The following is a 20427-nucleotide window of genomic DNA, read 5'->3' on the forward strand; positions in this document are numbered from 1 at the left end:
TTTCAATTTGGTTTTCGAAGACGTTAGAAATTGATTTGAAGAGGTTTTAGGTGAAGCGTTCTGCTGTTCTTGTAACAATTTTGGGATTGTTGGGTTCATTTTGCGCCCACGCCCTGACGTCAACGAACGTTCTTCCCGAGGGAATCAACAGTCCCTCTTTCCGTTTTGGTATGATCGACGGGATCGATCAGAAGTACACTGAAAACGGAACCCTGATGAATCTGGGAGATTACAAATCTGTCGTTTTCGATGCGCCTCATTTGGCAAAATTCAATCAAGACGCCAAAAAACTTATTGATGCCCTCAATCGCTTTGGTGGACACAATCTCGGCGACAATTTCAATCTGGGTGTTTTGAGAGTCGAAACAACTCCCAAGGTCAAATACTTCGCTCCCGTTTTTGCGCGTGGTGTGACGGCGAAATGGACTGTGGGAGTAGGACTTCCCGTTGTCAGTTATGAAAATCAAATTTCTTTGTCTCAACAGTTTTCAAATATTGAATACTATCGCGCCCAGTTCTCGGGCCTGAGCCCTGAGCTGGATGAAGCGCTGAATACGAACCTAGGACACGCCACCAATCAAACTCTGCAGCAGAAGGGTTATAAGGCGTTGAACAATCGCAGTGAAACTTTCCTGGGCGATGTTCAGGTCGCTAGCGTTTATAAATTCTTTGAAGACAAGTCCCAAGCTCTTATCTATCAAGCCCAAGTCAGCGTGCCGACGGGTCCCCAGTACGATCCCGATGATCTTGCGGCTTTAAATATTTTCGGTCGCACGAACGTCAACAATACGGTGGCATATTCGAAGCGTGTGACTTCACGTATTTCCGTTGTGCCGTATCTTTCGTACTTGCTAAATATTCCTGACCAAATCACGGCCCGCGTTCCCACGAATGAGGACGACACACTTCCTGATGCGAATACGAAGGAAGACGTCACAAGACAGGTTGGCAATACCACTTCCATCGGCGGAAATCTGTTCTATGAAGTCAGTGACACTTGGACCGTGGGTGGTGGTTACGAGTATTCGTTGAAAAACGAGGACTCTTACTCGGGCTCTAAAAATTCCCGTTATGACCTTTTGGCTCTGAATACAGATATGAAGGCCCAACGTGTGAAAGCCGAAGTTTCCTATAGCTCCGTGAAATCTTATTTTAAAAAGACGGCGCTAATTCCGATGATTGTTTCTATTGAAGTGTCGGATGTGATTGCGGGGCTGAACGTTGAAAGACAATTGGTTCAAGAACTTAACTTGATGATGTTCTTCTAGAGGGGTTGAAGAATGAAAAGGTACATCAAAATTTTGATCTCAACGACAGTTCTGCTCAGCGCTTGCGCGCCGAAGGTGGAAGAGCGCCGTTTTGATGCGCCAACAACGACCTTTGGACCTCGTTCTTCGGATGTGGATCTTTCCCATCGTTTAAAAACTTTTGATGCCTCCCCGGCCTCCTTGTCTTGGCAGGCTTCTGTTTCAACTGCGACGTTCTTTCAACAGGCAGAAAATCTGGTGGCTCTGGGAAAAATCACGGGAAATGAAAAGCTTAAAAACAAAGGTCTTCAGTGGATTAAAGATTTTTATCAACAGCCTCAAACAACGAATTATGTCGATTTGGCGCAGAGTCCGTTTGCTTCGTTAGCCGCGGCCCAAACCCAAGAAGAAGTGCAAAAAACTTTGGGAGAGGTTTCTGCGGAACTGCAAAAATCCCGAGAAATCTTGAATACAAATATTCTGTCTTTGGGAAAAAGTTATCCTTGGCCACAAAAGCCAGAAAAATTGCAAAGTGTTGTCAATCATGCCGAAGCCTTTACAAGTTTGATTCTGGAAAATCTGGGATCTATGGACCTTCCAGCTCTGATCGAAGAAGGTGTGCGGGAAGAATTGGTTCTGCAAACGCAACCACTCTTTGAAGAGATCCGTGTTTTAACGGCACAGCTTGAAAAGACAACGACACTTTCTCAATCTTTAAATCTTGTCGAAGGTGCGATTCAAAAGTTCGAAGTCGAACTCACACCGGAGCTAAAAAAAAGTTTGCAACAAGGCCGTCAAATTGCTGAGGGACTCGACGCCATCAATGAACCGCAAAGTGGTCTCACAGTTTTGATTGATATCTGGAGAATTTTAACTCCCGAAGAACAAGCTCTTTATTTTAAACCTGTGAACGAAGACCTTTTTGACTTCCTTTCTGGACAAGATAGTAAAGAGTTGGATTGCCTGCGCCAAGAAGGTTGTTCAGGTGGCATTTTTAAGGGCATCGCGAAGAAACTTTTCATTCTTCCGAAGATTAAAAAGTATGGATTGGAACAACTTCAATCTGAAATGAATGAAAAGACCCGTGGTTACGTTCTTTCCCAGATCGAAGCCTTTGCCCACTCGTTTGCCGCAGAAATTCCAAAAACTTTCGCTGATAAGATTGACGCCGGTCTTGTGAGCAAAGGACAGGAACTTGAGTCCGTGCAAAAGAACTATGCTGATTATATCAAAACACTTTTGACGAAATGGGGACAGAAAGTTCTGCCTGCATTTAAAGGCCAAGTTTCTGGATTTGAAGTCTCTTCTGTGAAAGTGGATGTCTCTGCAAAGAAAGCGATGGCGTTGCAAGCGTTGGGAAATCTCACGGATCTTAAAGCCAACACCGCAGGGACGTCGATGATGGCCAACACTCTTTTGATGGAGCACAATTCCCCGGCGGAAGCATTGAGCTTGCAGTCGGCCTTGTCACAGGTGAATAAGCTTATTAGCATCGGTGGTTATCGCGACGATCAAAACAAGTTGGTTCCAGCTTTACTGTCACCCGTCGAGCATGAAAAGAAGCCTTTGGATTTGATGAATCTGACACAGTCCCTGATCTCTTACCGCATTCCGGATAAAATTCGCATGCAAGATGCCTTTCATGCCGATGAGAAAATGGTTTACGAGAAGAATTTCTCTGCAGCAGCCTTTGCGGATCAGATCAAAGGCTTAAGTCACATGTTGCGCTTAACTGCAGACTGGAAGGAAACCAATTTTGATCACATCTTGGGAAAAATCAAAGCGCAAGAGTTGACGGAAGAAATTCAATCGGAAGCTTTGAACCGTTCGCTCTTCCCGAAGGACATGCTCTTTGCATTGAACATTGGTGACGTCGCCGTTCTTCTTCAAGATATTACGAAGAAAGCGACTCCTGTTTTCCTTCTGACTTTGGATAACAATGTATTGTGGGCCGATCAATATGCTGATAGCACAGAAACGGCGATTATGGCTGGTATCGTCGATATCAAAGACGGTCGTAAATCCAATGTGGTGCACGCACAAGATGTTGCTAAATTTCTTTTAGCTATTGCCGATTTCTTGGAAGCCACAGAAGGAGTCGAAAATACGAAGTCGGCGATTCTTCTGACAAAGGACGATCAAGGTGTCGCTCCCCTCGATGCGCTTCTGGATGGTCGTCGCGATTTGAAACTTTTGGTTGTGGCCTTGGCGAATTTTATTTCCAATCAGTTGATGACACAAAAGTCGTTGTTGCAAGCGCATTACTACTTGAACGAGAAAGAGCGCGCCAACAATCCCGAGTTCTTAGTGGAAGAACAAATCCATGGCATTCGCGCTCTTTTAAAAGCTTGGGAAATCACGGAGCTTGATGTTTATCTTTGGTCTGCTCAGGAGATTTACTACTCCATGAATAAACAGCTCTATAATCAAAAAGAGCGCTTTTATGTGAATGGAGACGGCTCGAAACTCGACTTCCCACAAAAGGTAAACGCCCTTCTGGCTCTCTTAGAGTTAAAACCCCACCTGCCGAAGGCGAGCCAAGTTCAACTTGCGAAGATTTCAACTCCTTGGTTGAAAGCCCTGGAAGACTTGCAGTAAACTTATTCTATGTGCCAACTTCTTGGAATGAATTGCAATGTACCGACAGATATCTGTTTTTCCTTCACGGGCTTTCAAGCTCGCGGAGGATTGACGGACGTCCATCAAGATGGATGGGGCATTGCTTTCTTTGAAGGAAAAGGTGTCAGACAATTTCTTGATCCCCAACCTTCGGCTCATTCTAAAATTGCCGAACTAGTAAGAAGCTATCCGATTAAATCCAAAAACGTCGTTGCTCACATCCGCAAAGCCACTCAAGGAATTGTGTCCTTGGAAAACACCCATCCTTTTATGCGCGAGTTGTGGGGACACTATTGGATCTTTGCGCACAATGGAAATATCTTAAATTTTTCTCCGACCCTGGATGGCAGTTTTATTCCGGTGGGAAATACCGACAGCGAAAAAGTTTTCTGCTGGTTCATGCAAGAACTTCGCAGACGTCATGGGGATACTTATCCTGGAACCGAACAGCTCTTTTCAAGCATCACGGAACTTTCTAAAGAAGCTGGTAAGTATGGAGAGTTTAATTTCTTGATGTCCAATGGAAGTCTGCTATTTGCTCACTGCTCTACACATCTGACTTACATTATTCGCAAGGCGCCTTTTGCGACTGCGCGATTAAAAGATCAAGACATGACGGTGGATTTTAGTTCGGTCACAACCTCACAAGATCGTGTCGCCATTATTGCAACAACACCTTTAACGGACGATGAACAGTGGACGACTTTGGAGCCAGGAACATTATGGCTCTTTGAAGAAGGTCAGGTTTCTAAAAAGACGGAAACTATTGCCGGCCCTAAAAAAGCGCCTGCTTGTTAGAACCCATCTCATAAATCCAAGGCCAAGGCGCGAGGAGGAAGCTGTACATTGTACTGCGACGACGAAGCAACGCAGGAATTGGGTTTATGAGATGGGTTCTAATCGTCATCATTTTCCGGAGCGATTTTTTGAATCATCTCGCGGAATTCCTGTTGATCTGAGTTCGGGACCTCACGACGATCCAGAGTGAACTTGATATATTTTACAAAGTTTTTCTCAAATTTTTGATTGATGGTGTCGCGGATGTGATTGCCCATAAAGCTCATCTGCTGCATCCAGGTGGAGTTACGCACCCACACAAAGAGAACACCCCTCTGAAAACCCACAGGTTCGGCGTTTTTCGCGATGGTTGGGCCTACGACCTCTTCCCATTTCGCCCACAGCTTCCAGCGCATAAACTGCTCTGACAATGGCGACTTGCCATTTTCAAAAAGACTCTGTAGTACTTCCGAGCCGACAGATAATTTGCCTTTGGGTTTCTTATTGGAATCCATCAAGAAAAGGTCTACCACAAAGATGACAAATTTCACTCAAAATCAAAAAATTACAGTGGTTGGCGCGGGGCTCGCGGGCTCAGAATGCGCTTTACAGCTAGCTGACATGGGTTATCAAGTCGTCCTTTACGAAATGCGCGATAAAACCATGACTCCAGCGCATAAGACGCACAAATTCGCTGAACTTGTCTGCTCCAACTCCTTTGGCAGCATGGGTGAACATTCGGCTCCAGGCCAACTGAAATGGGAAGCGCAAAAACTGGGGTCTCACATTTTGAAGGCCGCTTTTGAGGCCCAAGTTCCTGCGGGACAAGCATTGGGTATGGATCGCGAAGTTTTCTCTGCGATCATGACGGACAAAGTAAAAAATCATCCGCGCATTGAAGTTCGCAATGACGTTGTAAAATCTTTGGATGAAATTCCTCGTCCTGCGGTGATTGCAACAGGTCCTTTGACTCACGACGATCTTGCCGAGAGTATGCGTAAACATTTTGGCGATGAATTCTTGTACTTCTTTGATGCCATCGCTCCGATCATTGATGCGGATTCCATCAATACGGAAATTGCGTGGAAAGCCGATCGTTATGACAAAGGCACGGGCGATTACTACAATTGCCCGATGAACAAAGAAGAATACAATCGCTTCATTGAAGAAATTAAAAACGCGCGCAAAATCGAACCTAAAGACTTTGAAACGACAGATTTTTTTGAAGGCTGTATGCCGATTGAAGTCATGGTCGATCGTGGTCCGCAGACTTTGCGTTTCGGTCCAATGAAACCGATTGGCTTGGATGATCCAAGAACAGGTCGTTACCCTTGGGCTGTGGTGCAACTTCGTCAGGATAACAAAGAGGGCACTGCCTACAATATGGTGGGCTTCCAAACCCGCATGGCTTACGGAGAACAAGTTCGTGTCTTCCGCATGATTCCAGGGCTTGAGAATGCGGAGTTTTTAAAACTGGGCAGCATTCACAGAAATCTTTTTATTAATTCTCCAAAGAGATTAAACAAAGATCTTTCCAGCAAGAATGATCCTTGGTTGTTCTTTGCCGGACAAATCACGGGCGTTGAAGGTTACTTTGAATCAACGTGCACAGGATTGATGGTGTCGCGTTTCCTCAATCAGAAATTGCAAGACCGTCCGTTCTCTCCTCCACCGCGCGCGAGTGCGTTTGGTTCTTTACTGGAAGCCATCACAGATCCGACGAGAGCTGAACACTTCCAACCGACGAATATCAACTTTGCTCTTCTGCCTCCTTTGGCGGAAAAAGAAAGAGACAAAGAGCTGCGTAAGAAAAAACAAATTGGCTTTGCGAGAGAAGCCCTTGAAAGTTGGCAGCCTTAAAATAAAAAAGCCCGGGATCTTCCGGGCTTTTTTTACGCGAGATCTGTTTCGCGTTTTAGTTTCCAATCCAGAGTCGGCATATCGACTTCCGGTTTAAAGTGCTGACGGCAGCGAGCTTCGTAAGCATCGTGAGTTCCGACTAGAACCTGACCATCTCCACCCGCCGTGCGCTGAGTGCGACTTGCCGTAGATCCGCAAACAACACACACGGCGTGTTGCTTCGTCACACTTTCAGCAATGGCCATCAATGTAGGCATTGGTTCAAAAGGTTTTCCCTGCCAATCCGTATCTAGGCCCGCGATGATCACGCGAAGGCCACGGTCTGCAAGATCTTGTGCGACTTGCACTAAGTTCTGAGAAAAGAACTGGCCTTCATCAATGCCGATCACTTTCGTGCCGGGTTTTAGATGATTCCAAATTTCTTCTGCATCATGAATGGGAAGAGAATCAATGGTCGTTAGATCGTGAGACGTCACAGCCATTTCATTATAACGTTTATCAATGATCGGTTTGAAAACTTGAATCTGAAGTCGCGCAAACTCCGCACGACGCAGACGACGGATCAGCTCTTCGGTTTTTCCACTGAACATGGAACCCACAACAACTTCGATCCAACCTCTAGCATGAACATAAGAAAACTCAGTCATCACCCCTCCTGAGACTGTGTACCCAACGACGATCAAGGAATCCCTTTAGAGAGTCAACGAAGGATGCGTTTCATCAGCCGGGTTTTGGGGACCCGAGAAGCAATATTCGGCAACATCCATTTTATGTGATTTCAGAACGAATATACGCACTTTCAGGCGGTATGGACTTTGCCTCTAAACCCTTGAGATGAAAGCGTTCTGGGTATTTTTAGCAGTTTTAATTTTGACTTCTTGGGAGGCTATGGCCAGCTCCCCGGGACCGCTGCTTATAGAAACAGCACAGGGCCCTGTTTTATGTCGTCACTCTCAAAATGCCTTCTGGAGCTGCGATGAGCATTTGCTTCTTTACTACGCACACCCTTATGTAGGTCACCTGCCTTCGCTGCACAATACGCAGAAAATCGAAGTGATAGTTCCGCAAAAAATTATCAACTTAGATACTCAGAAAGAGACATTTTCAAATAAATCCTTTTTTCAATACGAGAACACCACGAAGACTCCCTTTTATCGTCGTCACAATTTGATGATGGCTTTTGAGCCGGCTTTGCGTTCTTGTACACTAGAAAGCTGCGAAAAACTTAAGTCACTTTTAAATCAGACGTGGCCCTTGAAGTCTCCTGGTTTATCCAAGGTCCAAGCACAATCGCTGGATCTTGAAGTGAATGAATTAGCAAAGACTCTTTCTTCTTCGGATTTCGCAGAGTCAGAGCTTGCAAAAGTCTTTACACAAATCAAAGCAAACCCCGTTTTCAGGTATGACTATGTCAGAGATGGTTGTTTTGCACGCTCTCATTTAGTGTCGCATGCCCTTAAAGAAAAAGGCTATTCCGTCGGAAAAATTTGGATTCACGGGTTTTCGTTGTGGCCTCGCGAGCAAAAGAAACCCAAAGACTTCTTTGCCTGGCGCTACCATGTCGCTCCGTTTGTAAAAAATAAAAATCAAATATGGGTTTTAGATCCGGGACTGTTTGAGGAACCTGTTTCTGCAAGCCGTTGGGTTCACGAAGTTTTGGGCCCCAACAAAAATATCGTCGTCACTGCGAGCTTTAGTGAAGAGGATCTTTCTCTCTCGCAAAATGTGGCTGTCACTCTTACACCCTGGACGACATATACTTACTCCTCTTCAAGCCCCTCCGCTTCAGAAACGGATGTGTCACAGCAACTCGAAGAGGCTCGTAGTATTCTAGAGGAATTAGGAACTTTACCGGCGCTGGATTTATTCCGCGGCGCTCTGTAAGTTAAGGCAGCAGACTTGTGCTTTCGTTTTGATAACGATTCTGTATTTTTAGCCAAATATTCGAGTGCGGACCCGTAATTCCATCTGGCCCACTCGCTCCGTTAGGATAACGTCGACCATTTTGTCCGCCAGGCAAAAACTTTTGAAGTTCACCAGAAGAAGCCGACGCAGCACCACCGATTCTCTGTGCTCCAGCTTGCGCGGCTGCGCCTGTCCCCGTGCCTGCGTAAGAGCCGTAACTTCCGCCACCACTACCACCGCCGTAGAATCCGCCAAGCACTCCGTGTTCTTTTCCATCTGCGGAAGCTGTTTCACCTTTACCCGCAGAAGCTGAACCACTGCTGCCACCGGAACCGCCGAAAGCTTCACCACCTTGGCGACCTTCTGCCACAGTTCCTGGCTCTCCTGAGTTTGGTTTTCCTGGAGTTATCGAAGGAGTTCCAAACATATCTCCGTTCAAACCTCCCGATGCTTGTGCGGGATTACGAGAGGAAGGATCACTGCTACTAGCTGCGACTGACTCTCCAGCTCTTTGTTCTGATAAAGTGCAAGTTCTGTCTTGAGGATTTTTCTGACAAACACACACTCTATTTGTAGCGTTGTTCGGATCGGCACAATCTACGGAAGACGCGGCTGCCATTTTAAGATTCTCTAAACGTCCGGCATCTTCTCCACCATAGGTGTCAGCGCGGCAATTCGTTGAACCCACTAAAACATCACCGTATTCTTGAATTGCCTTTCCAGCTTCTGCAATCTTCGTGTCTAATGATTCACACGTGCGAGTGTTTGTAGAAACAACACTTTGATATTGAGTCATTGCAGCGGCGGCTTCTTCATTTGAAAGATGCGGAAAACAGATCTTCGCTTTTTCCGCAATGAAGGTCGTCACTTGGCTGCAACTATTAAAACAAGAAGTTTGCGCAGACTTGCAACGCTCACGATAGGCAGCAACAGTCCTGTTGGCGCCTTGGCTGACTCGAATCATCTCCGTACAATTCGCCGTAATCGCAGCCGCCTGCCCCACGCGCAGAGCCATCTCTGCGGCGGAGTTTCCAAACGAAGTCATCTCTTCATCGTTATTGCTGTCACAAGTAGAAACTGCCACCTGACTTTCCGCTTCGCATTTTTGATAGACTTGTCCAAACTCTGCCTGACAAGCGCTGGCTGCGGCCGTATCAATCGGCGGTTCTGTGGGAACATCAATCGGATTTGAAACAGGAGAAGACATCGGAGTCATCGCCGGAGTCGTGCTTCTTGGAGTAGGATTTGTCGAAGCTGTCTGTGTATTCCCAGCTCCGTTCATGCAGGCATCGAAAGCTTTCGTTCCGATGATTAATCCTTTTTTCTGACAGATTTTAAATTGGGGATTATCCGGATGGTATCGTTGGGTCATGCTACCGTCACTGCGCTCAAGAACCCCGCCCGACGTTTTCAAACACTTTTCATATTCAACACCGCACTCAGTACTGCCGCCCTTCTTTTTCAGACAGGCATTGAGGGAGGGCTGACAGTGTTTACTTCCAACCCAGGATTCGGCCGACACTTGAAGAGAGACACTAAAAAACAAAAGAAATACGGACGCGAACGCCAATTTCATAGAATTGTCTCTCCCCTAAATATATAGACAGCTTCATATCTCTTCGGACTTTTTGCCCATAAACATGATATTTTTTAGCTCCTGCGTTGGATTTGTGAGCTGAATCTCATTTTGTGACGCCCGTCTGTAAGCCATCACCATGCCTGCACTATTTTACAAAAGGGTGCCGACTTTCTGCAAAAACCGTCTAGTTTTCACATTTTTAAGGGTCCCATAGGCTGTTAGTGCTTGCCCCTGCTCCGCACCATCAGGTAGCTAGGCCGAACGTTATGGGTAGGATTTTAAGATTTCGACAGAAATTAACCCGAGCACTCCTTGTCGGAGCTTTGGGTGTCACCACCATCGCCATGAATGGCTGCGACGCTATTTATTGGGATGAACAGGAGAGCCTGGCTCAGGTTCAATCCAAAGGTGAAATCGTTGTCCTCACCACGCAAAGTCCTCTTATATATAGTAAGCCCAAACGCGGAGACGCTTTCGGGATAGATCACGACCTCATGGAGAACTTCGCGACCCACTACAAAATCAAGGTGCGGTACGTGGTTCTGCAGGATGAGGAGTCAGTGCTCAGAGCCCTTTCTAAGGGGGAAGGCGATGTTGCCGCCGCTCGCCTAAGAACTCCTCACTATAATATGGGCTTCCTCGCAAGCCCGGCTTACGAAGAAACTTATTTAAGTCTTTATTGCTCGAAGAAATCGCAAGTACAGAACATCAAAGACCTGAACGGCAAAAAAGTAGCGCTTCTTAATAAAGACAACTATCTCGGACTTTCTGAACGTCTTCGTCAGCTCTCTCCCCAAGTCCAAGTTGAAATTCTCGACAACACGAAAACTCAAGATTTGATCACGACCCTTCCGCAAGGAAAGAGTGATTGCGTGATCGCAGAAAACTTTAGCGGAGATTTCTACACTCGTTATCACACACAAGTTGAAAAAATCGCAGCTCTGACAGAGTCGTATTCTTTGAGTTGGTTGCTGACTCCGGACAATCAAGATCTTTTGCGTTTGATGCAGTCTTGGTATCAGCAAGCTTCCCGCGAAGACGAAGTGATGCGCATTTTGGATCGCTATAAAACTTATCTTTCACAATTAGATAAACGTGACATTGCGAAGTTCTTTAAAAAGATTCGTTCGACGTTACCGACATACAAACAAGCATTCAAAGATGCCGCAGACGAACATCGACTGCCATGGCAGTTGGTGGCTTCCGTTGCTTATCAAGAATCTCACTGGAATCCGGATGCTCGCAGCTTCACAGGCGTGCGCGGTCTGATGCAATTGACAACAGATACCGCTGATCATGTGGGTATCGAAGATCGCACTGATCCGATGCAAAGTATTTGGGGAGGCTCGAAATATCTTCGCTATCTTTTAGATAAAACACCGACACACTTAAATCCAAAAGATCGTTTGGCTTTGGCTTTGGCGGCTTACAATATCGGTTTCGCCCATCTTAAAGACGCACAAAAACTAGCGGAGAAAATGGGACGCAATCCTTACTCTTGGCGCCATTTGCGTGAAGTACTTCCGTTGCTCGCCGATCCTGAATATGCGGCAGAGCTTGAGTATGGTCCCGCACGTGGTTACGAAACTGTCGACTTCGTTGAGAGAGTGAAGTCGTTCTACAATCTGATGAATTCTGCGGGATAAAGCCTCGACTCACGTCCCAATATTGATCACAAAATAGTGGTATTTATAACTCACTTAAAATTATTAATTTATATAACTAATTGTTTTATATATACTTTCTCATAATGATATGATCACATTTTAAAAAGACTTTTTTGCGATTTAGAAGGCGAGCCCTTATCCTGAATACGTTAGCTTCGGGAATTAATCTCGATGATTAAACAGGAGGTTTTCGTTATGAAAGCAGCACTTAAAAAGTTCGCGATCGTTTCCACTGCGGCCCTTGTTATCACGGATCTTACGGGTTGCGCGAAGGACTCAACCAATCCATTGAATGTGCAACTTCAGTTTGGTTCTTACTCCACAGCTCAAAATAAAAATCCTTTGTGGAAGTTGTTTGGAATCAAAGAGGCCAACGCCGCTGTCTCTTCTTTGAAAATGTGCTTCAAGCGCCTGCGTTTTAAAATGGCCGATGAAGGCACAGCAGCCCCCGAGACTGCGGAAGACAACATCGACTTCCCGATTGGCGAAGTGACAATCACAAGTGCTGGAGCTTCACTGGGAACCATTTCTCTGCCGCCAGGCACCTACAAAAGAGTTGAGTTTGATTTAGAATCAGACTGCGCTTCAGGAAAAAGTCTGCAACTCACAAACAACAATGGCAGCTTTTCAACGGATCAACGTATCACAATTAAATTTAGCGGAACTTTTGACGCCAATGCGGACGGCACTCTGACTCTGGGCGTGCAAACCATCTTAGATCAATTGAACAGCTACAATGGCGCAGATCTTAAAGTCGCAGCAGAAGCTGTCAGCGGAGAATTACGCAACTAATATGAAAAAAAAGAGTTTAGATCTTTTTGATTATCACGATTACCGGGAATTCCTTAGAGACTGGTTCGATCATGCACGAGAGAGCCAGTCTCTCTCTTTACGAGACATCGCAGAGACATGCGATCTTTCAACAGGATATCTGCCGATGATTCTATCTGGAAAAAGAAATCTCTCAGAGAAATCCCTGAATAAACTTCAACAGGTGTTGAAGCTGAATCAAGAAGAACTTAACTACTTCCGCGCTCTTTTAAAACTTTCGGATGGAACGACTTCCAAAGAACGCTTGCAGGCTTTTGACGACATTCGCAAAAGCCGTTCATTTCGCCAAAAAAGCAGCAAAGAACTGGAAGTCTTTCGCTATCTTTCAAGCTGGCTCAATGTGGTTATTCGAGAAATGGCTTACCGACGTGATTTCGAAGCGAGTCCTGAATGGATTCAAGCCCGCTTGGTACAAAAAGTTTCGGTAAAAGAAATTGAATCGTCGTTGCAGTTTTTGTTCGATCAGGGGTTTCTTGTGAAAACAGAAAATGGACAGATCGTCCAAGCCGAAAAACAACTGGATTGCTTTTCGGGGGTCTACAGACTTTCCTTAGGCGAGTTTCATAAGCAGATGTTTGGGTTAGCCTCGCAATCTATTGACCTCACCCCACGCGACCAAAGAAACTTATTAGGACATACTTTCGTGGTTCCTGAAAATCAGATTGAATCTCTCCGCCGTCTTTTGGATGAAACTCAAAGAAAAGTGGCAGAACTCAGTTCAGGCTTTCACGAAGCGGGCCCGGTGTATCACGTAATTTTATCTACTTTTCCCGTGGCTAAAAAATCTGGAGAATAAGATGAAAAAGATTTTTCTGATCTCTTTGTTATTTCTAAATGCCTGTGCCAATTCCGGAGGAACCTCAACAGGAAACCCCTTGGTGGCGGTTCAATTTAAATCTTTCACTCCGTTTCACGCCTCATCCGTCGAAACACAGAGCGTGTCCAACTTAAAGATGTGTTTTAAGCGTCTCCGCTTTAAGCCTGTATCTGGTTTAGATGATAATATTGATTTAGCCTTGGACGAGGTCAGCATCGTTGACTCAGGAACGTTAGTGACGACTGTTGGAGTTCCTGCGGGCACGTACTCTCGCGTGGAGTTTGATCTTGATACCCATTGCACATCGGGCCGTTCGGTACAACTTTCAAACTCGAATGGAAGCTTCACAAGCACTGATACAATCACCATTCGCTTTGATGGAACACTTGTGTTGTCGGCATCTCAAAACTTAGATCTTAATATTCAAGCCATCGTATCGGCGCTGGATACCGCTACCTCTAATGCCGATATTAAAATCAAATCTGAAAGCGTGAGCGGTTCCTTTTAGCCTCAGAGGGAGTCAAGACCCCCTCTGAGCAGAAAACACTATTCTACTGTCACCGATTTTGCGAGATTGCGTGGCTGATCCACGTCGTATCCCAAACTGCAAGCCAAGTGGTAAGACATAAGCTGCAACGGAATCACCGTCAAAATCGAATTCACTGTCCAGTGAGCTTTGGGAATCGCCAAATAGTATTCACTGATGGCGCGAAGCTTTTCGTTTTCACCCGTTCCGATAGAAATAACTTTTCCACCGCGAGCACGGGCTTCTTCCAAATTGCTGATCGTTTTTTCGTAAAGGTGATCCGTTGGAGCTACCATCACAATCGCCATACGCTCATCGATCAATGCCAAAGGACCGTGCTTCATTTCACCAGCGGCATAACCTTCCGCGTGCATGTAAGCGAGCTCTTTTAATTTCAAAGCTCCTTCCATCGCGATCGGGAAGCTTGTGCCACGACCCATGTAAAGGAATCCGCGGAAAAGTTTTAAACCGGAAGCCGCTTCTTCAAAGTATTTGTCGAAAGCAAGAATGCCTTCCATTTGGCTTGGTGCTGCCAATAAAGCCTTCACCAATTCTTTTTCAGTCGCTTCATCCATCGCACCGCGTGTGCGCGCAATCGCAATCGACAAGCAGTTCAATACAGCCATCGTGCTTGTGAACGCTTTTGTCGAAGCGACACCAATCTCGGGACCTGAGTTCATATAAAGATGGCCATGAGCTTCACGATCAATCGTTGAGTTTCTAACGTTGCAGATACTCAAAGTCGTCGCGCCCATTTCTTTAGCCATGCGAATCGCCGCCAAAGTATCCGCCGTCTCTCCACTCTGAGAGATCGTCACTACCAAAGATTTTGGTGGAATCACCGGATTGCGATAACGGAACTCACTGGCGATATCGACTTCAACAGGAACTTTCGCCAATTGTTCGATCAAATATTTTCCAACCATGCCAGCATAGTTGCTTGTACCGCAGGCAATGATGAAAACACGCTCTACGTTTTTAAAGACTTCCTGAGTTTTTACCCAGTCTGCTTTTGAATCAAGCTCTTCCAATTTCTGAACAGGTTGCCCGCCGAAGCCCACATTCTTAAGAGCCACGGAGAAATTCTCTGGATTCACGTGAGGTTCAATCGCCGCCGCAACGGCGCGGGGTTGCTCATAAATTTCTTTGAGCATGAAGTGCGCGTAACCTTGCTTTTCAACCATTTCAGGATTCCAGTTCAGCTCGACAACTTTCTTTTGAATAGGAAAGCCATTCGCAGAGAAGAACTGTACATCCGCCCCTTTGATGTTCGCGATTTCGCGATCTTCAAGATAGACGAAGTTTTTTGTATACTGAATAAGAGCTTGCACATCGCTAGCAACAAAGATTTCTTTTTCGCCGATACCAACAACAAGCGGTGGACCATCTTTAAATGCCACCAAGTGATCCGGCTCTTGCTCCCACATCACAAGGATAGAGAATGCACCACGGATTTTGTGCAAAACACTTTCAACCGCTTTGAAAAGATCTTTTGTCACATCCACTTCGTTGGCGATCAAATGCGCCACAAGTTCAGAATCTGTGTCCGACGTGATTTCAGCTCCCTGAGCTAAAAGTTCTTCACGAATCTCAAGATAGTTTTCGATGATCCCGTTGTGCACAAGGTTGATACCGCGCACTTGGTGAGGATGGGCATTTCTTTCGGAAGGTTTTCCATGAGTGGCCCAACGCGTGTGACCGATACCAATATGACCATCGAATTTTTCACTCGTGAGTTTATCTTCAAGAGCCTTGAGTTTTCCTTGAGCACGGACACGTTTTGTTTTTCCATGATCCAAGATCGCAACACCGGCGCTGTCATAACCACGGTATTCTAATTTTTTAAGTCCGCTAATAATGATATCTTTAGGATTCTGTGGGCCTAAATAACCTACGATTCCGCACATACTTCACCTACTCTTTTGTCTCTGTTTCCGTGGCTTTGGGAGCATAGTTTTCTTTTACAAACTGTTTCCCACGAGCTACGGCCAAAGCTTTTGCTGGTACATTTTTAGTGATTGTTGAACCCGATCCGATGATGGCGTCATCACCGACTTCGATAGGAGCGACGAATTGAGTGTCACTGCCCACAAAAACACGGTTTCCAATCTTCGTTTTATATTTCTTTCTGTCCGCAGCGTAGTTGCAAGTTATAGTTCCGCAACCTACGTTGACCTCTTCACCGATCTCGGCGTCGCCAAGGTATGTCAAGTGTCCTGCTTTTGATTTCTTTCCGAACTTCACCTTCTTCATCTCAACGAAGTTGCCCACATGAGCTTCTTCAAAGATTTCAGTTTCAGGACGCAGACGGGCATAGGGTCCCACAGAAACACGGTTGTGAAGTTTCGAACTTTCTAAATAACTGCCACCGCGCACTTGCACACTGTCGCCGATTTCTGAATCCGAAATAAAACTATTGGATTCAATCACCGAGAACGAACCGATTTTGGAACGTCCACGAATAAAGACATTCGGGTAAATGACAGTCCCAGAGCCGATCTCCACAGTTTCTTCCACATAAGTAGAACGCGGATCAATCATCAAAACGCCCTCTTCCATCAAACGCAAAGCTTTGCGTTTAAAGAGCAAACGAGTCGCTTTAGAAAGCTCCACTTGATTGTTCACACCAAACGCCACCTTCGGCGTTGATTTGATAGCTTGCACGCGGCACTTGTCCTGAATGCAAAGAGAAATCAAATCTGTGATGTAATATTCTTTTTTGGAGTTGTTGTTTTTAATCTGTGGCAAGTATTCCGCTAAAACCGACGCCTTCACGATATAAATACCTGTGTTGATCTCGCTGATCTTCAAAGTATCCGCAGAAGCATCTTTGGCTTCCACGATCGCCATCAATTCGCCTTTGTGGCGAACGATACGGCCCATCTCCCCCGGAGTTTTTACAACCGCAGTCACGACCGCAAGATCACATTTTTCGTCGCGGAAGATGCGCACGAAGTCTTTGATGTCGGAGGCTTCAATCAACGGATGGTCTCCGTTCATGATAACAACATCGCCTTCGATCGTTTCCGGTTTTGCGCAACGAACGGCATGGGCCGTTCCCAACTGCTCATCCTGAACGTAACAAGCGACGTTCATAGGCTCCACAACTTGACGAACCAAGTTTTGACCATGACCGACAATCACGCGAACTTCGGCAGCGCCAGCTTGTTTTGAAGCTTGAATCACTTTTTCAATCATAGGACGGCCGGCTACGGGATGAAGGACTTTGGGAAGAGGAGATTTCATACGAGTCCCTTTTCCTGCCGCGAGCGCAATAACCGTCAACTTCTCAGATGTCTTTTCTGACATGGGTGAACTTCCTTTTAAAAGCTTTTCTTCTCTGAAAAAAACAGGCTTAATTGTCTCATGCAAGGAAAAATTTTTCACCAAACTTCTTGGGCTCTCACCTCTAAAGGCACACCCATCGAGCTGTATAAAAAATCACACAGTCCGAGCGGCCCTTCGGAGCGTCCGATCCTCTTCATTGGCGGCGTTCATGGCGATGAACCTGAGGGCGTTCGTCTTGCCGAAGAACTCCTTGCGTGGCTCCAAAATGAGGAAGCCAGTAAAAGTGAGAAAATTCATTCTTGGCTGCTTATCCCCTGTATCAATCCCGATGGTTACTCTCAAAATCAGCGAACCAATGCCAACGGCGTGGATCTGAATCGCAACTTTCCCTGCCGCGATTGGAGTTCCGAAGCCAAAGCTCCTCGATACTACCCTGGTCCTTCGCCCGGAAGTGAGAAGGAAGTTCAAGCTTTGGTGAAACTCATTGAGGACGAAAAGCCACAACTCATAGTACACTTTCATTCGTGGGAGCCTTGCGTTGTTTATACGGGCCTTCCGGGTAAAAAGGCCGCAGAAACCTTGGCCACTGGAACCGGATATGAGTGTCGTGAGGACATTGGCTATCCCACGCCGGGAAGCTTGGGACAGTACGGATGGATCGAGCACCAAATTCCGGTAATATGTATTGAAGAGCAAGAGCACATCGATTTGAATTTAGTCTGGCCCCATTTTAAGACAGGCTTGGAGATGCTGCTCACAGGAAAGAATTCTTAGATGACGAAGTATAAATCCATCGCTTTTGATTTAGACGACACGTTACTCGACACATCGGGTATCTTGGTGCCAATGGCATCACGTCGGGCTTGCGAAGCGATGTTAGCGGCTGGACTGCGCTGCAACCTCGAAGAGTGTTTGCAAATGCGCCAAGAACTTGCCGCTGATTTTTCACATACCGACATCTTCACACAAATCGTGAATCGCTACGGAACCAATCAACAAGGTAAAGCCGTTCACGATGCCTTGCAGGAGTTTTACAATCCGCACGTGCCGGAGTCTTTGCCTTTGCTCCCCGACTCTTTAGAAAATATTGAAACGCTCAAAGCGAAGTATAATTTGTTTTTGGTGACGATGGGATCTTACGAGTCTCAGGTCAAAAAAATCAAAGCCCTGCAGATTGAGCATCATTTCAAAAAGATTTATATCCTCAACGGTTTTGTCGGAGAGAAAAAAGATTCAGCCTTCCTCGACATTCTTCGTCTGGAGGGTCACCGTCCCCACGAACTTCTCAGCATTGGCAATCGTCTGTCGAGCGAGATTCGTGAAGGCAAGCGCGTCGGCGCTGATACTTGTTATTTTGCCTACGGAGAACACGTCGGTGAAAAACCGCAATTCCCCGAAGATCATCCTGATTTTACAATTAAGCAGCACAAGGATCTGATCCCGACATGCGGACTTTAAAAGCCAGCTTCCTATTGATTGGTCCTTGGGATGCACGCCTGCAAGAACTTGGGGCGCATATTGCCACGGATCTGCAACAAGCTTGGCATTGGATTCAAGACTCCACTTACGATGTGGTGGCTTTATCTGTGACATTGATTTTGGGAAAAAGATTTCCCGAATTTTACGAAGAGATCAAACGCTCCTCCCCGGGAACCCAATTTATCGCCGTGGTGCCCGAAGATTTTTCGGCGCACCAATTGGCTTTCTTGCATGAAGAGTTTAACTTTTCCCGCGTGATCTCAAGCTTCAACGATACGGATTTAGAGAATCATTTGTTCTCGGCCCTTGAGGAAGCCAATCAAAGGAAACAAGACGAAAACTTGGCTCTTTTGATTCGCGAGCAAACGGCACAACTCAAGCGCTTGCAAATCGAACTTGAAGAACGCGTGCAAAGAAGAACGAAGTTCCTCACGGAAGCTCGCCGAAAATTATTTTTAACGAACTCTCGTATTGAAGGATTTAAGCGCGCCTTGATGGCCGTGCACCAAGCAAGTTCGGTGGTCGAAATTGAACAACTCTTAAATGACTCCATGGCGGCCACTGTGCAGACATCGTGGATTCGTTTGTTCTATCATCCTCAAGACGAACTTTTCGCCCGTCAGGTGCAGGCGCAATTAAACTTCACACAGTTGCAGGTGCCTCTTTTCAGACATCATGAAAAAGTCGGCTCTATTTTCTTTTTGCGTGCGCCGGATCACCCCTTCACACGCGAAGAAAGTGATTTTCTCACTCGCGTTGCGGAAGCTGTGGCCCTGGCTTTGGATCGCATTCAGAAGTTGAAAGAGTCCGAATCTTTGAAAGAACAATGGGAAGCGACTTTCAACTCCATGTCCGATCCCGTCGTCTTGATCGATACAAACTATGACATCATTCAATCGAATAAAGCTCTGGATGAACGACTGCGCGAACAAGGAAAAGAACACACCTCACGCAAGTGCTACAAAGTTCTCTTCAATCGTGATGAACCTTGTCCTGGCTGCCAACGCGGCAGCAACTTCCGTGTTCAGTCACGCAGTTCAAGTCCGCAAAGTTTTGATGTCTTTAGCCAAAGTCTTTTGTTGGATTCAGATAAGCCGCCGGTCTTCGTGAATCTCTATCACGATGTGACTCAACAGTTGAAAATGGAACGTCAGATTCTGGAGTCCGCAAAAATGGCGGAGCTTGGAACGATTGGTTCTAGTATCGCTCATGAATTGAACAATCCTCTGGGTGGTATTCTTTCTTTCACGCAACTTATTAAGATGGATATGAGTCCCGACAACCCGCTCTACCCTGACATCGTTGAGATGGAAGCGGGCGTGCAAAGATGCAAAGAGATCGTGCAAAATCTTTTGGGCTTCACTCGCAATCCGAATGCGGATCAAGAAGGCGATGTGAGTTTGAAAGAAGTGTGCTTACGTGCTTTAAAAATTGTGGAACTACAAACGAAGTCCCAAGGTATTGAAGTGAAGTTGCACTTCCCTGGAGATGACATCATGGTCCGCGGGCATTTAAATCTTTTGGCGCAAGGCTTGAAGAATGTTCTGCAAAATTCCATCGACCGCGTCACCGATAGAACTCGCCATGAGAAAGGATTTCGAGCTTTTCTCGACATCGAAATCTCTGCGGACCTAGACCTTGCCCAGATTTTAATCAAAGATAACGGCACACCAGAAAAAAATCCAAGTCTTCCCATAGGCTTAGGTGTTTCTGTGGCTTCACAGATCTTGCGCGATCACGAGGCCGACCTCGAATTCTCCTCAGGTCCAGGCCAGGAAAATCTGGCAAAAATTTCCTTCTCCCGTCCAGTTTTAAGGTCCTGAAAGCCTTAC

General features: G+C 46.0%; 17 protein-coding genes. 12 read left to right on the plus strand and 5 right to left on the minus strand.

Annotation, left to right across the window (positions count from 1 at the left end; all coding sequences use genetic code 11):
* Positions 1-50: 50 nt before the first annotated feature.
* The 3 genes from ACL934_RS17235 to ACL934_RS17245 are packed head-to-tail and all read left to right on the plus strand — an operon-like array spanning position 51 to position 4664.
* Positions 51-1268, plus strand: coding sequence for a hypothetical protein (locus tag ACL934_RS17235; protein ID WP_374075601.1), 1218 nt, complete (start codon positions 51-53; stop codon positions 1266-1268).
* 12 nt (positions 1269-1280) lie between these two features.
* Positions 1281-3845, plus strand: coding sequence for a hypothetical protein (locus tag ACL934_RS17240; protein ID WP_374075603.1), 2565 nt, complete (start codon positions 1281-1283; stop codon positions 3843-3845).
* Between the two features lie 9 nt (positions 3846-3854).
* Positions 3855-4664, plus strand: a complete 810-nt coding sequence (locus ACL934_RS17245; RefSeq protein WP_374075605.1) for a class II glutamine amidotransferase — start codon at positions 3855-3857, stop codon at positions 4662-4664.
* Positions 4665-4762: 98 nt separating this feature from the next.
* On the opposite strand, the gene ACL934_RS17250 is transcribed toward ACL934_RS17245, so the two are convergent.
* Entirely contained in the window at positions 4763-5194 is a 432-nt protein-coding gene (locus ACL934_RS17250; RefSeq protein WP_374075607.1) for a DUF721 domain-containing protein, read from the minus strand.
* Here ACL934_RS17250 and trmFO point away from each other — a divergent pair.
* Positions 5181-6503 carry a methylenetetrahydrofolate--tRNA-(uracil(54)-C(5))-methyltransferase (FADH(2)-oxidizing) TrmFO gene (gene trmFO, locus ACL934_RS17255; RefSeq protein WP_374075608.1) on the plus strand — a complete coding sequence of 441 codons (1323 nt, stop codon included), beginning with the start codon at positions 5181-5183 and terminating at the stop codon, positions 6501-6503. The genes ACL934_RS17250 and trmFO overlap by 14 nt on opposite strands.
* Before the next feature lie 32 nt (positions 6504-6535).
* On the opposite strand, the gene ACL934_RS17260 is transcribed toward trmFO, so the two are convergent.
* The gene (locus ACL934_RS17260) at positions 6536-7150 is read right to left on the minus strand and encodes a thymidine kinase (protein ID WP_374075610.1); all 615 of its coding nucleotides are present in this window, start codon (positions 7148-7150) and stop codon (positions 6536-6538) included.
* Between the two features lie 241 nt (positions 7151-7391).
* On the opposite strand from ACL934_RS17260, the gene ACL934_RS17265 reads away from it, so the two are divergent.
* Positions 7392-8387 (plus strand): protein-glutamine glutaminase family protein, encoded by a 996-nt coding sequence (locus ACL934_RS17265; RefSeq protein WP_374075611.1) that lies wholly within the window; start codon positions 7392-7394, stop codon positions 8385-8387.
* A 1-nt stretch (position 8388) separates the two neighbouring features.
* Here the strand turns inward: ACL934_RS17265 and ACL934_RS17270 are convergent, their stop codons facing one another.
* The gene (locus ACL934_RS17270; RefSeq protein ID WP_374075612.1) at positions 8389-9984 is read right to left on the minus strand and encodes a hypothetical protein; all 1596 of its coding nucleotides are present in this window, start codon (positions 9982-9984) and stop codon (positions 8389-8391) included.
* Between the two features lie 269 nt (positions 9985-10253).
* On the opposite strand from ACL934_RS17270, the gene mltF reads away from it, so the two are divergent.
* From mltF to ACL934_RS17290, 4 genes are all read left to right on the plus strand, one after another.
* Complete coding sequence (gene mltF / locus ACL934_RS17275) at positions 10254-11633, plus strand: membrane-bound lytic murein transglycosylase MltF (protein ID WP_374075614.1); 1380 nt, start codon at positions 10254-10256, stop codon at positions 11631-11633.
* Between the two features lie 216 nt (positions 11634-11849).
* The gene (locus ACL934_RS17280) at positions 11850-12446 is read left to right on the plus strand and encodes a hypothetical protein (RefSeq protein ID WP_374075615.1); all 597 of its coding nucleotides are present in this window, start codon (positions 11850-11852) and stop codon (positions 12444-12446) included.
* Position 12447: 1 nt separating this feature from the next.
* The gene (locus tag ACL934_RS17285) at positions 12448-13281 is read left to right on the plus strand and encodes a TIGR02147 family protein (protein WP_374075616.1); all 834 of its coding nucleotides are present in this window, start codon (positions 12448-12450) and stop codon (positions 13279-13281) included.
* Between the two features lies 1 nt (position 13282).
* Positions 13283-13810 carry a hypothetical protein gene (locus tag ACL934_RS17290; protein ID WP_374075617.1) on the plus strand — a complete coding sequence of 176 codons (528 nt, stop codon included), beginning with the start codon at positions 13283-13285 and terminating at the stop codon, positions 13808-13810.
* Between the two features lie 38 nt (positions 13811-13848).
* Here ACL934_RS17290 and glmS read toward each other — a convergent pair whose 3' ends face one another.
* The gene (glmS, locus tag ACL934_RS17295; protein WP_374075618.1) at positions 13849-15735 is read right to left on the minus strand and encodes a glutamine--fructose-6-phosphate transaminase (isomerizing); all 1887 of its coding nucleotides are present in this window, start codon (positions 15733-15735) and stop codon (positions 13849-13851) included.
* 7 nt (positions 15736-15742) lie between these two features.
* Positions 15743-17137, minus strand: a complete 1395-nt coding sequence (gene glmU, locus ACL934_RS17300) for a bifunctional UDP-N-acetylglucosamine diphosphorylase/glucosamine-1-phosphate N-acetyltransferase GlmU (protein WP_413612656.1) — start codon at positions 17135-17137, stop codon at positions 15743-15745.
* A gap of 57 nt (positions 17138-17194) precedes the next feature.
* On the opposite strand from glmU, the gene ACL934_RS17305 reads away from it, so the two are divergent.
* Genes ACL934_RS17305 through ACL934_RS17315 form a run of 3 tightly spaced genes read left to right on the plus strand, consistent with a single transcriptional unit; the run spans position 17195 to position 20418 of the window.
* Positions 17195-17890, plus strand: coding sequence for a M14 family murein peptide amidase A (locus ACL934_RS17305; protein WP_374075621.1), 696 nt, complete (start codon positions 17195-17197; stop codon positions 17888-17890).
* On the plus strand, positions 17891-18574 hold the full coding sequence (locus tag ACL934_RS17310) for an HAD hydrolase-like protein (protein WP_374075622.1): 684 nt from the start codon (positions 17891-17893) through the stop codon (positions 18572-18574). It begins immediately after the preceding gene.
* Positions 18562-20418 carry a histidine kinase dimerization/phospho-acceptor domain-containing protein gene (locus tag ACL934_RS17315; RefSeq protein WP_413612657.1) on the plus strand — a complete coding sequence of 619 codons (1857 nt, stop codon included), beginning with the start codon at positions 18562-18564 and terminating at the stop codon, positions 20416-20418. The genes ACL934_RS17310 and ACL934_RS17315 overlap by 13 nt, the downstream gene beginning before the upstream one ends.
* The last annotated feature ends 9 nt before the right edge of the window (positions 20419-20427 follow it).

Origin of the sequence: Bdellovibrio sp. HCB-110 (assembly GCF_047323225.1) — a bacterium.
Classification (GTDB): domain Bacteria; phylum Bdellovibrionota; class Bdellovibrionia; order Bdellovibrionales; family Bdellovibrionaceae; genus Bdellovibrio.

Excerpts from the sequence above, each read along its gene's own strand:
- ACL934_RS17285 (WP_374075616.1), top strand. The coding sequence starts at position 12,448 with ATGAAAAAAAAGAGTTTAGATCTTTTTGATTATCACGATTACCGGGAA.
- ACL934_RS17270 (WP_374075612.1), bottom strand. The coding sequence starts at position 9,984 with ATGAAATTGGCGTTCGCGTCCGTATTTCTTTTGTTTTTTAGTGTCTCT.
- glmU (WP_413612656.1), bottom strand. The coding sequence starts at position 17,137 with ATGTCAGAAAAGACATCTGAGAAGTTGACGGTTATTGCGCTCGCGGCA.
- glmS (WP_374075618.1), bottom strand. The coding sequence starts at position 15,735 with ATGTGCGGAATCGTAGGTTATTTAGGCCCACAGAATCCTAAAGATATC.
- ACL934_RS17260 (WP_374075610.1), bottom strand. The coding sequence starts at position 7,150 with ATGACTGAGTTTTCTTATGTTCATGCTAGAGGTTGGATCGAAGTTGTT.
- trmFO (WP_374075608.1), top strand. The coding sequence starts at position 5,181 with ATGACAAATTTCACTCAAAATCAAAAAATTACAGTGGTTGGCGCGGGG.
- ACL934_RS17265 (WP_374075611.1), top strand. The coding sequence starts at position 7,392 with ATGGCCAGCTCCCCGGGACCGCTGCTTATAGAAACAGCACAGGGCCCT.
- ACL934_RS17280 (WP_374075615.1), top strand. The coding sequence starts at position 11,850 with ATGAAAGCAGCACTTAAAAAGTTCGCGATCGTTTCCACTGCGGCCCTT.
- ACL934_RS17245 (WP_374075605.1), top strand. The coding sequence starts at position 3,855 with ATGTGCCAACTTCTTGGAATGAATTGCAATGTACCGACAGATATCTGT.
- ACL934_RS17305 (WP_374075621.1), top strand. The coding sequence starts at position 17,195 with ATGCAAGGAAAAATTTTTCACCAAACTTCTTGGGCTCTCACCTCTAAA.
- ACL934_RS17290 (WP_374075617.1), top strand. The coding sequence starts at position 13,283 with ATGAAAAAGATTTTTCTGATCTCTTTGTTATTTCTAAATGCCTGTGCC.
- ACL934_RS17240 (WP_374075603.1), top strand. The coding sequence starts at position 1,281 with ATGAAAAGGTACATCAAAATTTTGATCTCAACGACAGTTCTGCTCAGC.
- ACL934_RS17315 (WP_413612657.1), top strand. The coding sequence starts at position 18,562 with ATGCGGACTTTAAAAGCCAGCTTCCTATTGATTGGTCCTTGGGATGCA.
- mltF (WP_374075614.1), top strand. The coding sequence starts at position 10,254 with ATGGGTAGGATTTTAAGATTTCGACAGAAATTAACCCGAGCACTCCTT.
- ACL934_RS17310 (WP_374075622.1), top strand. The coding sequence starts at position 17,891 with ATGACGAAGTATAAATCCATCGCTTTTGATTTAGACGACACGTTACTC.